This is a genomic window from Paraburkholderia sp. PREW-6R (assembly GCF_039621805.1).
Classification (GTDB): domain Bacteria; phylum Pseudomonadota; class Gammaproteobacteria; order Burkholderiales; family Burkholderiaceae; genus Paraburkholderia.
The window spans coordinates 938,411-950,862 of the sequence record NZ_CP155073.1 but is presented as its reverse complement, the minus strand read 5'-3'; the positions used below and the strand labels follow the sequence as shown (position 1 = coordinate 950,862).

Below are 12,452 nucleotides of genomic sequence, written 5' to 3'. Positions count from 1 at the left end.
TGACGAAGAAGCATAAGTGACCTCCTGGACATCGGTTATTCGGTTTAAGCGCTTGTAATCATGTCACGGGTCTGCGGCGCGACGGGTCGAGCGTCGTGGTCGGGTCATGGTTGTCAGGCTGTTTTATCGCAGCGAGTATAAGAGCGTTACACCGGATTCTGCAGCGAAACCAGCCTGCCCACGTGCCTTATCAACCGACCGGGCATGCAGGCGCTGTCGCATGAGTAGCAAATGTCCCGCCTGACCGGGGCATCTTTTTAATCGCGTCTGACGCGTCACACACTACGGAGTCTTCATGAACGTCACACTCAGCCTGGGCCCGCTTGTTTCGCTGATCGCCGGCATCCTGATTCTGGTCATGCCGCGCCTCCTGAACTACATCGTCGCGCTCTATCTGATCATCATTGGCATCATTGGGATCTTTGGCGTGGGCTCGTCACATTTCTGAGCAGCGAAGGCAGCGGGTGACCGAGCAAAACCGCTGCCGTCGACGGACACGACCGGGCGCACCCGGGCCCGGCGCTGTCGTGTACCGGTCGTCTCAAGACGAGCGGATGCGCACGCGGCGCATGGCGCGCAGCGCGGACTTGAGAGTTGGCGGAAGTTCGGTTTGCCTCGCAGCGAGCCTGCGCGGACGGCGGCGCCTAGCCGTTGGCCAGCTGTTCGAGCCGCAACCGGCCCTGCAGCGACAATGCGCCGACAGCATATTGGCCGTCGCCTTGCTGGTAATCCCTGAAACAGGCCCGTTCGATCAGAAAGGCCGCGGCGGCGAGCATCCCGTTCCGGCTGAGACCTAGACGGCCATGATCGAGTGGCAACATCGAATCGTCGGCAAGTTCGCTGGCGGCCGAGAGGATCGTAATGCAATCGGATTTCGACGGATTCAGCATGGCTTTTTCCTCGGAAGCGGCGTCTGCATACAATGGACGTGGCCGGTTGATCCTCCGGAGCGCGCCGGAAAGCGGCCTGAAATCCGATTGTAGGCAGTCGTCTGACAGAATACCAACTCGCATTTTGCTGCATTGTGCGCTGAACCAAAACACGTTAAGCGGGTCCGGTAGTAACAATAACCCCTGGCGCGGCCGCTCGTGTTCCGCGTCACTCTGACACGCTCCTCATGCCCGCACTCATCGAAGACTATGCGCTCATCGGCGATGGCCACACGGCTGCGCTCGTCTCCCGCGAAGGTTCCGTGGACTGGCTCTGCTGGCCGCGTTTCGACTCCGGGGCCTGCTTCGCCGCACTGCTCGGCACGCCCGAGAATGGCCGCTGGCTGATTGCGCCGATCACCGACACCCCGCCCACCATTACGCGCCGTTACCGCGGCGAAACCCTGATTCTCGAGACGGATTTCGACATGCCCGAAGGCGCCGTCACGCTGATCGATTTCATGCCGCCGGGCAATGGCTCGTCGGAAATGGTGCGCATGGTTGTCGGCCGGCGCGGCACCGTGCGCATGCAGATGGAGCTGGTACTGCGTTTCGACTACGGCTTCTCCGTGCCGTGGGTCGACCGGCTGAAGCACGACAGCGGCATCAAGGCGATCGCGGGGCCGGACACCGCGGTGCTGCGCACGCCGGTCGAGTTGCGCGGCGAGAACATGAAGACGGTGGCCGAGTTCACCGTCAACGCCGGCGAGCGTGTGCCGTTCTCGCTTGCCTACGTGGCCTCGCATTTGCACATTCCGAGCGCTCACGATCCGCACACGTCGCTCGCACGCACGGAAAATCACTGGCTCGAGTGGTCGGCGCGCAGCACCGTCGAAGGCCGCTGGGCCGGCCCGATCCGCCGCTCGCTGATCACGCTGAAGGCGCTCGCCTATCAGCCGACCGGCGGCATCGTCGCGGCGCCGACCACTTCGCTGCCGGAACAGCTCGGCGGTACACGCAACTGGGACTACCGGTACTGCTGGCTGCGCGACGCCACCATCACGCTGCTCGCGATGATGCGCGGCGGCTACTACGACGAAGCGCGTGCGTGGCGAAGCTGGCTCGGCCGCGTGATGGCCGGCTCGCCCGAGCAGTTGCAGATCATGTACGGCATTGCCGGCGAACGGCGGCTGCCGGAGTTCGAACTCGACTGGCTGCCCGGCTATCAGGACGCCAAGCCGGTTCGCATCGGCAATAACGCGGTCGGCCAGCGGCAGCTCGATGTGTATGGCGAGGTCATGAACGCGCTGCACCTGGCGCGCGTCGGCGGCTTACAGGCGGACGACACCGCGTGGAACGTTCAGCGCGCGCTGCTCAAGCATCTGGATACGATCTGGTCGGAGCCGGACGAAGGCATCTGGGAAACGCGCGGCGGCCGCCAGCATTTCACGTTCTCGAAGATCATGGCGTGGGTCGCCTATGACCGTGCGATCCAGTCGGCCGAACTATTCGATCTGGAGGGACCGCTCGACAGCTGGCGTGCCACGCGCGACACCATTCATGCTCAGGTCTGCGAAAAGGCCTGGAATCCGGAGTTGAATGCGTTCACGCAGTCGTACGGCAGCAATCAGCTCGATGCGAGCGTGCTCCTGTTGCCGTTGGTCGGCTTTCTTCCGCCCGAGGATCCTCGCGTGGTCGGCACGGTCGCGGCGATCGAAAAAGACCTGATGCACGACGGTTTCGTCATGCGCTACCGCACCACCGATTACGACGACGGGCTGCCGCCGGGAGAAGGCACCTTCCTTGCGTGTTCGTTCTGGATGGTGGACAACCTGGCTTTGCAACAGCGCTTTGACGAAGCGATCGCCATGTATGAGCGGCTCCTGGCCCTGTGTAATGACGTCGGTCTGCTTGCCGAGGAGTATGACCCGGCTGCCGGGCGGCTCGTCGGCAATTTCCCGCAGGCCTTTTCGCACGTGGCGCTGGTCCACACCGGACTGAATCTGATGAAACACGAGCAGTCGATGGCGGAGGCAACAGGGCATCCGCCCGATATCGGCAGCATGGCCGACGAACTGAAGGCTGCGGCAAGCCCTGATAGCGGCACAGCAACATCGCCAGTAGCATGATTTAATGACAGTTTGCGGGCCTATGGCCCGTGGATTGCTGCATTGCACAAGTACGCCGAGTTCGCTATGATCGAATGTAATGTCGGCTGAAAATGAATGTGCCTACAACCAATCTGGCCTGACGCAACGCCAAACGCGTGTTTGCGGCGACCCCTGCAAACCGCTTAAAAACGGAGCACCCATGCTCTACCAACTGCATGAATTCCAGCGGGCGCTGTTAAGCCCTCTTACGGCCTGGGCCCAGGCTGCATCCAAATCCTTCGCCAATCCGGCCAGCCCGCTAGCCTATGTGCCGGGCGCCACCCGCCTCTCCGCCGGGTACGAACTGCTGTACCGGCTGGGTAAGGATTACGAAAAGCCCGAGTTCAATCTGCATCAGATCGTCAAAGATGGTCACAACATTCCGATCATCGAGCAAACCATTATCGAGAAGCCGTTCTGCCGTCTGATGCGCTTCAAGCGCTTTGCCGACGACAGCGACGCCGTAACGCAACTGAAAGACGAACCGGTTGTGCTGGTGTGCGCACCGCTCTCGGGCCACCATGCCACGCTGCTGCGCGACACCGTTCGCACGCTGCTGCAAGACCATAAGGTGTATCTGACCGACTGGATCGACGCGCGCATGGTGCCGCTCGAAGCCGGCGAGTTCCGGCTGGACGACTATGTTGCCTACATTCAGGATTTCATCCGCCATATCGGCGCGAAGAACCTGCATGTGATCTCGGTATGCCAGCCGACCGTGCCGGTGCTGGCCGCCATCTCGCTGATGGCGAGCCGTGGCGAGGAAACGCCGCGCACCATGACCATGATGGGCGGTCCGATCGACGCGCGTAAGAGCCCGACGTCGGTCAATTCGCTCGCCACGCAGCACTCGTACGAATGGTTCGAAAACAACGTGATTTTCACGGTGCCGCCGAACTATCCTGGCGTAGGCCGCAAGGTTTATCCGGGCTTTCTGCAACACACGGGTTTCGTTGCGATGAATCCTGAGCGTCACGCAGCGTCGCACTGGGACTATTACCAGAGCCTGCTGCGCGGTGACGAAGACGACGCCGAAGCGCATCGCCGCTTTTACGACGAGTACAACGCCGTGCTGGACATGGACGCGGATTACTATCTCGACACGATCCGGGTGGTGTTCCAGGAATTCCGCCTGGCCGAGGGCACCTGGGACGTGGCCGGTGAACGCGTGCGTCCGCAGGACATCCGGAAAACCGCGCTGTTTACGATTGAAGGCGAACTGGACGACATTTCCGGCGACGGCCAGACCTACGCCGCGCACGATCTGTGCACCGGCATTCCCGAAAAAGACAGGCGCCATTTCACCGCCGAAAAGTGCGGTCACTATGGCATTTTCTCCGGGCGCCGCTGGCGCACGATCATCTACCCGCAGCTGCGCGAGTTCATCCTCGAACACAACCAGACTGCGCCGAAGGTGGTGAAGGAAAAAGCCGAGGCGTAAGTGTCGCGCGCGGTGATTCACAACGGCCTCTACGGAGGCCGTTGCCGTTTCTGCCGCGCACGGCCGCGTGAGCAACCGTGCTGCGTGACACACTACTTTCGCAACAGATACGCGAGCAACAACTCGGTGTTCATCTGGATCACTTCGCTACGTTCGGCCGCGCCGCTAAAGTCGCGACCCAGTGTAGCCTCCAGCGTGAAACGATTCGAAACGATGTAGTAGCCCATGCCCGATAACGTCACGTAAAAACGCAGCGGATCGACATTGTTGCGGAAGAGCCCCGCGCGTTGACCACGTTCGAGAATGCCGCCGAGCGTGGCGACGATCGGCGAGATCATTTCACGGATACGCGTGGACTTCTGCATGTAGCGCGCCTCATGCAGATTCTCGTTATTGATAAGACGCAGCAGCTCGGGATGATCGCGATAGTAGTCCCAAACGAAATGCGCGAGACGCGTGACCGCCTCGACGGGCGCGATACCGTTCAATTCGAGCGTGCGCTCCGCTTCATTGAGCGCGCTGAACGCGTGCTCGAGCACCGCGGTGAAAAGTTGCTCCTTGCTACCGAAGTAGTAATAGAGCATGCGTTCGTTCGTTTCAGCTCGGCGGGCGATCTGATCGACGCGCGCGCCGAATAGCCCACCATTTGCAAACTCCTCGGCCGCCGCAAGCAGGATACGGCGCCGCGTGCCTTCAGGATCTCTTTTGATTTTCGGCTGATTCATGGTGGCATCGTCTTCGTGAGCCGCGTTATCCGGATCGTGCTGCCGGCCTCTCCTCGGCCTTTACCGACGGCACTGAGCGGGCGCGCCATGGTTGGGGGACACCCTTCTGCGGTCTTTCGAAAAAGCGCTTTGATTATGGCACATGGATTGCGGATGGCAATTGGGGAAATCGGCGATAATGTGCCATTTAGTTCAAGCTGTTCGGCCGCAAGCCAAGCTCTCTCGTCGTGACCGTGACAGACATCAACACACTCGCCGATCGCATCGAAGATCTGCTTCCCCAGACACAATGCACGAAGTGCGGTTACCCCGCGTGCCGCCCGTATGCCGAAGCTGTCGCCAGTGGCGAGGCCGGCTATAACCAGTGTCCGCCGGGCGGCGCGCAAGGCATCGCGCGTCTCGCTGCGCTGCTCGGCAAGCCCATCATTGCGCTCAATCCCGCCAATGGCGTGGAGCGGCCGCGTCCCGTGGCGATAATCGACGAACAGGTTTGCATCGGTTGCACGTTGTGCATGCAGGCGTGTCCGGTCGACGCGATAGTTGGCGCACCGAAACAGATGCATACCGTCATTGCCGAGCTTTGCACCGGCTGTGATCTGTGCGTGCCGCCATGTCCTGTCGACTGTATCGCGATGCCATCGGTCACGGGCGAAGCCACCGGCTGGGATGCATGGAGTCAGCGCCAGGCCGACGCCGCGCGCGAGCGGCATGACCGGCGCGAAGCGCGCCTCGCGCGCGAGCGCGAAGCAGCGGAAGCGCGCGCTGCCGCAAGGCGCGCGAGCAACGGCGCGAGCGATCCCTCGCAGCCGCACCGCGCTGCCGCCGGCGCTGCCGCCACCGCATCGCCCGCCGCTTCTGCCAACGCCAACGCCGACGCTGATGCCGACGCGAAAAAACGCGCGATCATTCAGGCGGCGCTCGAACGCGCTCGCAAGAAAAAAGAGGAACTGGCCGCCAAAGGCCAGGGTCCGCTGAACACCGACCATGTCAGCGCGGACGTGCAGGCACAAATCGACGCCGCCGAAGCACGCCGCCGCCGTCTCGGACTCGCCGCGGATACCGACAAGCCCTCCAGCAAACGCTAACGCATTGCACGCACACGCACGCTCCGTATGAATGCGAACAAACGCCGGGCCATCTACGAAACATTCCAGAGCATCGATCCGCATCCCACTACCGAGCTCGAGTACACCACTCCGTTCGAACTGCTGATCGCCGTGCTGCTGTCAGCGCAGGCCACCGACGTGTCGGTGAACAAGGCCATGCGCCAGATGTTTCCGGTCGCCAATACGCCACGCAAAGTGCTCGAACTCGGCGAAGAAGGCGTAACCGCTTATATCAGGACGATTGGCCTGTACCGCACCAAAGCAAAGAACGTGATCGCCACTTGCCGCATTCTGCTCGACCAGTACGGCGGAGAAGTGCCGGAAGATCGGGAGGCGCTCGAGAGCTTGCCGGGTGTCGGCCGCAAGACGGCTAACGTGATTCTCAATACGGCGTTTGGTCATCCCACGATCGCCGTGGACACCCATATCTTTCGGGTTGCGAACCGAACCGGTCTTGCGCCGGGCAAGGACGTGCGAGCGGTGGAAACGGCGCTCGAAAAATTCACGCCGCCCGAGTTCCGGCAGGACGCGCATCACTGGCTGATCCTGCACGGGCGTTATGTCTGCAAGGCGCGTCGGCCCGAATGCTGGCACTGCGTGATCGAACCATTGTGCGAGTACAAGCCGAAAACGCCGCCGCCGGATCTTTGATGTGAGCGTGCGTCATGCAGGTGGCATGCCGGGTGCGTTGTCAGCGAGCACACCGGCCACGGCGTAAAATGATGCGCTGCGTGGCCCAAGCGGCGCCACCTCCGGGTTCGGAGCACGGCTACGGCCGCCGCGTGAACGCGTGACCGCGGGCTTTGTCCGGCCGGTTATCGGGCGCCCTGCTCACGAACTGCTCATTTCCCAACGCATACAACGCACCGGTTCCACGATGTTCAATCCCAGCCGCGACGAGGTTCGCCTCTTTTTCACCGACACCTGGCGCAAGCAGCGTCAAGGCGAGATTCTGACGCCGCTGGAGGCCATCGCCGCCGACTGGATCGTCGAGCATCCCGAGTATCACGCCGACCTGACGGACCGCGACGCAGCCCAGGCGCAGGACTATTCGCCCGAGCGTGGGCAGACTAATCCCTTCCTGCATCTGTCGATGCATCTGGCGATCACCGAACAGTTATCCATCGACCAGCCGCCGGGCATCCGCGCGGCGCATGAGCGGCTCGCCGCGCGTCTCGGTTCGACGCACGACGCGCAGCACGCGATCATGGACTGCCTCGGCGAGACCATCTGGGAAGCCCAGCGCACCGGCACGCCACCCGACACCGATGCGTACCTGCAGCGTATCGAGCGGCGCGCCACACGCGATTAGCCGCTGCGCGCACGACGAAGACCTGGTCGCGCCCAAACGCCGCCACAAAACAAAACACCCCGCCGCAGCGAGGTGTTTCTTGCATACCGTTGACGCCCCGGCGCGCTTACTTCTTCTGCACCAGATCGCCGTTCAGCGATTCGACGTAAGCCGCAATGTCTTTCATATCGCCCTGCGACAGGCTTTGCACCTGCGCCTGCATGATTGCGTTGTTGCGGCCCAGGTGCGGGTTGCCGTTGCCCATCTGATACTGACGCAGCGCCCAGTAAATGTAATCGGCGTGCTGACCGGCAAGCTTCGGGTATTCCGGGCTCACCGGCTTGTTCAGATTGGCGCCGTGGCAAGCCGCACAGTTGTGGGCCTCGGCCAGTACCTTGCCATTGCCGGCGTCGGCGGCGTACGCGAGGTTCGCTGCAGCCAGACCGAGCACTGCCGCCGACGCGCATGCAGCCTTGAACACTGTGTGGAGCGCCTGTTGGGGCTTATTCATGAATTCTCCTATCCCGCAAATTTATTGGCCGACCGACTCGATGGATGATCGCAGCCGATCACTTGTCGGGATTGCTCTTCGAAGAGGCATTCTGCGCCGCGTAGTAAGCGGCGATGTCGGCAATGTCCTGGTCCGACAGCGACACGGTGATCGCGTGCATGGTCTCGAAATGGCGGTCGCCCTTCTTGTAGCCGTGCAGCGCGTTTTCGAGGTACTGCTGATTCTGGCCGCCCAGCATGGGCACGCGGTACACCTCGGGATAAGCCGTGCGGTATTCAGGAATGCCGTGGCAGCCGATACACATCGAGACTTTGCTCTGGCCCGCCTTGGCGTTGCCGACGACATCCGCTGCCTGCGCACCGGCCGTATAGCCCGCGAGCGCCAACAAGGCAGCGATCACGACGTGTTTGCCAACGAATTTGTTCATAGCATGTAACCTGGCTTGAGGGGAACGGGCGCCCAGAAAGGCAACGGCCCGCGCCGTTCTTCTTGTAGGGTAGCCACGCAGGCCAAAAAAATCGGGCTAATTGTACCGCGCCGCCGCGCGCAACGTCCACCGAGTGGGGGCGCGGGCCCCGCCGCGCGTCGCCGGCCCGCGAACTGCGCGGGCGCGCGGCCGTGGCGCAGCTCCGGCAAGCCCGCCCACCGGGCCGCCGGACACGCGCGAAGTACGCCGCCGGCGTCGCGTACGAACCGGTTTCGCGTGCGACGCCGCGGCCGACACCGCGGGTGACACCATACGCGAGCCGTTTTCAGGCCAACAGGGCTTCTGACTTATACTGGGTTTTTTCCCGAACAAGAGCACCTCGCCATGCGTTTCGAAGGCTCATCGCAGTACGTCGCCACCGACGACCTCAAGCTCGCGGTCAACGCCGCGATGACGCTAAAGCGCCCGCTGCTCATCAAGGGCGAACCCGGCACCGGCAAAACCATGCTTGCGGAAGAAGTGGCGGCGGCGCTCGGCATGCCGCTGCTGCAGTGGCACATCAAGTCCACCACCAAGGCGCAGCAGGGTTTGTACGAATACGACGCGGTGTCGCGCCTGCGCGATTCGCAGCTGGGCGACGAGCGTGTGAAAGATATCCGCAACTACATCGTCAAAGGTGTGCTGTGGCAGGCGTTCGAGTCGGACGAACAAGCCGTGCTGCTGATCGACGAAATCGACAAGGCGGACATCGAGTTTCCGAACGATCTGTTGCGCGAACTCGACCGCATGGAGTTCTACGTATACGAGACCCACGAGTTGATTCGCGCGAAGCAGCGCCCGCTCGTCATCATCACGTCGAACAACGAGAAAGAGCTGCCGGACGCTTTCCTGCGCCGCTGCTTTTTCCACTACATCAAGTTCCCGGACCCGGTCACGATGCAGCAGATCGTCGAGGTGCACTATCCGGGCATCAAGAAAGAGCTGCTGGCGGCCGCCATGCAGAGTTTCTTCGAGTTGCGCAACGTCGCCGGGCTAAAAAAGAAGCCGTCCACCTCGGAGCTGCTCGACTGGCTGAAACTGCTGCTTGCCGAGGACATTCCGCCCGAGGCGCTGCGCTCCGCCGACCAGAAACAGATCATTCCGCCGCTGCACGGCGCGCTGCTGAAAAACGAGCAGGACGTGAGCCTGTTCGAACGGCTGATCTTCATGAACCGCAACAACCGCTGAGCCCCAGCGCTCGGCCAACCGCCGCGACCGCGCCAATGCCTGCGAACGCGCACGCGCTCATGCGGCCCGCCACCGGGAAGGACACCGCATGCTGATCGATTTTTTCTACTCGCTGCGCGCCGCGAAACTGCCGGTATCGGTGAAGGAATACCTGACTCTGCTGGAGGCGCTCAAGGGCAACGTGATCGCACCGTCGCTCGACGAGTTCTACTACCTCGCCCGCATGACGCTCGTAAAAGACGAGCAGTATTTCGACAAGTTCGACCAGGCGTTCGGCGCGTATTTCAAGGGCGTCGCGCAGACGTCCGAGCTGGCGTTCGACATACCGCTCGACTGGCTGAAAAAAAAGCTGCAGCGTGACCTGTCGCCGGAAGAAAAGGCACAGATCGAAGCCATGGGCGGCCTCGACAAGCTGATGGAGCGCCTGAAGGAACTGTTTGACGAGCAGAAAGAGCGCCACGAAGGCGGCAGCAAGTGGATCGGCACGGGCGGCACGTCGCCGTTCGGCAATGGCGGCTACAACCCGGAAGGCGTGCGCATTGGCGGCGACGCGGCGGGCAACCGCACCGCGGTCAAGGTGTGGGAAGCGCGCGCCTATCGCGACTACGACGACCAGGTGGAAATCGGCACGCGCAACATCAAGGTGGCGTTACGCCGGCTGCGCCGCTTCGCGCGCGAAGGCGCCGCCGAGGAGCTCGATCTGCCCCACACGATCCGCAGCACCGCCGCGAACGCCGGCTGGCTTGACCTGAAGATGGTGCCGGAGCGCCATAACAAGGTGAAAGTGCTGATGCTGCTCGACGTCGGCGGCTCGATGGACGACCACATCAAGCGCACCGAAGAACTCTTTTCCGCCGCCAAAGCCGAGTTCAAACACCTCGAGTTTTATTACTTCCACAACTGCGTGTACGACTTCCTGTGGAAAAACAACCGGCGCCGGCACGCCGAACGCATGCCTACGTGGGACGTGCTGCACAAATTCACGCCGGACTACAAGCTGATCTTCGTCGGCGACGCGACGATGAGCCCGTACGAAGTGCTCCAACCGGGTGGCTCCGTGGAATACAACAATGCGGAAGCCGGCGCGGTATGGCTGCGCCGTCTCGCGGACCACTTCCCGCACCACGCCTGGCTCAATCCCGAGCCCGAGGGCTTGTGGGCGTACCGGCAGTCGGTGAGCGCCATCCGCGAAGTGCTCGGCCAGCGGATGTATCCGCTCACGCTGGCAGGCCTCGAAAGCGCGATGCGCATGCTCAGCAAATAGTCCGGCCCAGGTTTCACCCCAACGATAAGAAAGCAACTGCATGACTTCGTCTTCATCGCCCGACATCTCTTCTGACAGCGCGCGCGTCGGGCCGCTCAAACCGCTCGCCGATACGTCGTTGTCCGCCATCGTCGCGGGCTTCGTCGCGATGATGACCGGTTACACCAGTTCGCTCGTGCTGATGTTCCAGGCCGGCCAGGCCGCGCACCTCACCGACGCGCAGATTTCTTCGTGGATCTGGGCGCTTTCGGTTGGCATGGCGGTCTGCACGATCGGCCTTTCGCTGCGCTTTCGCGCGCCGATCGTGATCGCGTGGTCCACGCCGGGTGCGGCGTTGCTGGTTTCGTCGCTGCCGCACGTGACGTATCCGGAGGCGATCGGTGCGTTCATCGTCTGCGCGGTGCTGCTGACGGCGGTCGGCCTGACCGGCTGGTTCGACTCGCTGATGAAGAAAATTCCCGCGGGCATCGCATCGGCGCTGCTGGCCGGCATTCTGTTCGAGATCGGCATCGAAATTTTTCGCGCCGCGCAGTTTCAGACCGCGCTCGTGCTGACTATGTTTTTCACTTACCTGGTCATCAAGCGGCTGGCGCCGCGTTACGCGATCGTCACCACGCTGATTGTCGGCACGGTCGCCGCCGGCGCGCTCGGGCTGCTCGACTTCAGCCGCTTTCACGTGGCGCTCGCGCATCCGGTGTTCACGGCGCCCGTGTTTTCCGTAGCAGCCGGCGTCAGCATCGGCATTCCGCTTTTTGTGGTGGCGATGGCGTCGCAAAACGTGCCGGGTATCGCCGTGTTGCGAGCAGACGGCTACGCCACCCCATCCGCGCCGCTGATTTCGACCACGGGGATCGCGTCGCTGCTGCTCGCGCCGTTCGGTTCGCACGGCATCAATCTTGCGGCCATCACAGCGGCGATCTGTACCGGTCCCGAAGCGCACGAGAACCGCGACAAGCGCTATACCGCCGCGCTCTGGTGCGGCATCCTTTATATGGTTGCCGGGATTTTCGGCGCGACCATCGCCGCGCTGTTTGCCGCGTTGCCCCAGGCGCTGGTCGTGTCCGTGGCGGCGCTCGCGCTGTTCGGCTCGATCATGAGCGGTCTCGCCAACGCGATGCAGGACATCAGGCAGCGCGAGGCGGCTCTCGTCACTTTCATGGTGACGGCGTCCGGGCTGACACTGCTTTCCATCGGCTCCGCATTCTGGGGATTGGTGGCAGGCGTCGTCACGCAGCTGGTATTGAACGCCCGGCGAAATTGACGGCGCGAAATGAAAGCAGAGGTTTCCGGCGGCCTTCAGCCGGGCTTCTGACCGCCAGACTCGCCGTCATATTTCCCGCCCGACCCGTCGCGGGATTTGTCGTCCGCTTAGTCGTCCGCTTAGTCGTCCGCTTAGTCGTCCGCTTAGTCGTCGGGTTGTCGTCAGCTTTGTCGTCGGATT

General features: G+C 62.5%; 13 protein-coding genes. 9 read left to right on the top strand and 4 right to left on the bottom strand.

The genetic code is table 11. The annotated features are described in order from the left end of the window. Positions 1 to 295 precede the first annotated feature (295 nt). Positions 296 to 448, top strand: coding sequence for a DUF3096 domain-containing protein (locus AAGS40_RS04155; protein ID WP_007175701.1), 153 nt, complete (start codon positions 296 to 298; stop codon positions 446 to 448). Between the two features lie 196 nt (positions 449 to 644). On the opposite strand, the gene AAGS40_RS04150 is transcribed toward AAGS40_RS04155, so the two are convergent. Beyond that, on the bottom strand, positions 645 to 890 hold the full coding sequence (locus tag AAGS40_RS04150; protein ID WP_345813371.1) for a hypothetical protein: 246 nt from the start codon (positions 888 to 890) through the stop codon (positions 645 to 647). 227 nt (positions 891 to 1,117) lie between these two features. Between AAGS40_RS04150 and AAGS40_RS04145 the strand changes: the two genes are divergently transcribed. Both AAGS40_RS04145 and phaZ read left to right on the top strand, forming a co-directional pair. Further along, a complete protein-coding gene (locus AAGS40_RS04145; protein WP_345813369.1) occupies positions 1,118 to 2,998 on the top strand; it encodes a glycoside hydrolase family 15 protein in 1,881 nt (626 codons plus the stop codon). Positions 2,999 to 3,179: 181 nt separating this feature from the next. Beyond that, a complete protein-coding gene (gene phaZ / locus AAGS40_RS04140; RefSeq protein ID WP_345813368.1) occupies positions 3,180 to 4,460 on the top strand; it encodes a polyhydroxyalkanoate depolymerase in 1,281 nt (426 codons plus the stop codon). A gap of 92 nt (positions 4,461 to 4,552) precedes the next feature. Here phaZ and AAGS40_RS04135 read toward each other — a convergent pair whose 3' ends face one another. Further along, entirely contained in the window at positions 4,553 to 5,185 is a 633-nt protein-coding gene (locus tag AAGS40_RS04135) for a TetR/AcrR family transcriptional regulator (RefSeq protein ID WP_345813367.1), read from the bottom strand. Between the two features lie 227 nt (positions 5,186 to 5,412). Here AAGS40_RS04135 and rsxB point away from each other — a divergent pair, with 227 nt between their 5' ends. The 3 genes from rsxB to AAGS40_RS04120 all read left to right on the top strand — a co-directional run bounded on the left by rsxB (position 5,413) and on the right by AAGS40_RS04120 (position 7,603). Next, positions 5,413 to 6,270, top strand: a complete 858-nt coding sequence (gene rsxB / locus AAGS40_RS04130) for an electron transport complex subunit RsxB (RefSeq protein ID WP_345813365.1) — start codon at positions 5,413 to 5,415, stop codon at positions 6,268 to 6,270. A 27-nt stretch (positions 6,271 to 6,297) separates the two neighbouring features. Next, complete coding sequence (gene nth, locus AAGS40_RS04125) at positions 6,298 to 6,942, top strand: endonuclease III (protein ID WP_345813364.1); 645 nt, start codon at positions 6,298 to 6,300, stop codon at positions 6,940 to 6,942. Positions 6,943 to 7,168: 226 nt separating this feature from the next. Then, entirely contained in the window at positions 7,169 to 7,603 is a 435-nt protein-coding gene (locus AAGS40_RS04120; protein ID WP_345813363.1) for a DUF1841 family protein, read from the top strand. Positions 7,604 to 7,709: 106 nt separating this feature from the next. Here the strand turns inward: AAGS40_RS04120 and AAGS40_RS04115 are convergent, their stop codons facing one another. Both AAGS40_RS04115 and AAGS40_RS04110 read right to left on the bottom strand, forming a co-directional pair. Continuing rightward, positions 7,710 to 8,093: a c-type cytochrome gene (locus AAGS40_RS04115; RefSeq protein WP_345813362.1), complete on the bottom strand. Its 384-nt coding sequence runs from the start codon at positions 8,091 to 8,093 to the stop codon at positions 7,710 to 7,712. Positions 8,094 to 8,151: 58 nt separating this feature from the next. Further along, the gene (locus AAGS40_RS04110) at positions 8,152 to 8,520 is read right to left on the bottom strand and encodes a c-type cytochrome (protein ID WP_345813360.1); all 369 of its coding nucleotides are present in this window, start codon (positions 8,518 to 8,520) and stop codon (positions 8,152 to 8,154) included. 384 nt (positions 8,521 to 8,904) lie between these two features. On the opposite strand from AAGS40_RS04110, the gene AAGS40_RS04105 reads away from it, so the two are divergent. From AAGS40_RS04105 to AAGS40_RS04095, 3 genes are all read left to right on the top strand, one after another. Then, a complete protein-coding gene (locus AAGS40_RS04105; protein WP_345813359.1) occupies positions 8,905 to 9,747 on the top strand; it encodes a MoxR family ATPase in 843 nt (280 codons plus the stop codon). 88 nt (positions 9,748 to 9,835) lie between these two features. After that, positions 9,836 to 11,011 (top strand): VWA domain-containing protein, encoded by a 1,176-nt coding sequence (locus AAGS40_RS04100; protein WP_345813357.1) that lies wholly within the window; start codon positions 9,836 to 9,838, stop codon positions 11,009 to 11,011. Positions 11,012 to 11,051: 40 nt separating this feature from the next. Further along, positions 11,052 to 12,272, top strand: coding sequence for a benzoate/H(+) symporter BenE family transporter (locus AAGS40_RS04095; RefSeq protein WP_345813355.1), 1,221 nt, complete (start codon positions 11,052 to 11,054; stop codon positions 12,270 to 12,272). The last annotated feature ends 180 nt before the right edge of the window (positions 12,273 to 12,452 follow it).

What these genes read in the sequence shown, in the direction of transcription:
- AAGS40_RS04155 (WP_007175701.1), top strand. Translation starts at nt 296, where the DNA reads ATGAACGTCACACTCAGCCTGGGCCCGCTTGTTTCGCTGATCGCCGGC.
- AAGS40_RS04150 (WP_345813371.1), bottom strand. Translation starts at nt 890, where the DNA reads ATGCTGAATCCGTCGAAATCCGATTGCATTACGATCCTCTCGGCCGCC.
- AAGS40_RS04145 (WP_345813369.1), top strand. Translation starts at nt 1,118, where the DNA reads ATGCCCGCACTCATCGAAGACTATGCGCTCATCGGCGATGGCCACACG.
- phaZ (WP_345813368.1), top strand. Translation starts at nt 3,180, where the DNA reads ATGCTCTACCAACTGCATGAATTCCAGCGGGCGCTGTTAAGCCCTCTT.
- AAGS40_RS04135 (WP_345813367.1), bottom strand. Translation starts at nt 5,185, where the DNA reads ATGAATCAGCCGAAAATCAAAAGAGATCCTGAAGGCACGCGGCGCCGT.
- nth (WP_345813364.1), top strand. Translation starts at nt 6,298, where the DNA reads ATGAATGCGAACAAACGCCGGGCCATCTACGAAACATTCCAGAGCATC.
- AAGS40_RS04120 (WP_345813363.1), top strand. Translation starts at nt 7,169, where the DNA reads ATGTTCAATCCCAGCCGCGACGAGGTTCGCCTCTTTTTCACCGACACC.
- AAGS40_RS04115 (WP_345813362.1), bottom strand. Translation starts at nt 8,093, where the DNA reads ATGAATAAGCCCCAACAGGCGCTCCACACAGTGTTCAAGGCTGCATGC.
- AAGS40_RS04110 (WP_345813360.1), bottom strand. Translation starts at nt 8,520, where the DNA reads ATGAACAAATTCGTTGGCAAACACGTCGTGATCGCTGCCTTGTTGGCG.
- AAGS40_RS04105 (WP_345813359.1), top strand. Translation starts at nt 8,905, where the DNA reads ATGCGTTTCGAAGGCTCATCGCAGTACGTCGCCACCGACGACCTCAAG.
- AAGS40_RS04100 (WP_345813357.1), top strand. Translation starts at nt 9,836, where the DNA reads ATGCTGATCGATTTTTTCTACTCGCTGCGCGCCGCGAAACTGCCGGTA.
- AAGS40_RS04095 (WP_345813355.1), top strand. Translation starts at nt 11,052, where the DNA reads ATGACTTCGTCTTCATCGCCCGACATCTCTTCTGACAGCGCGCGCGTC.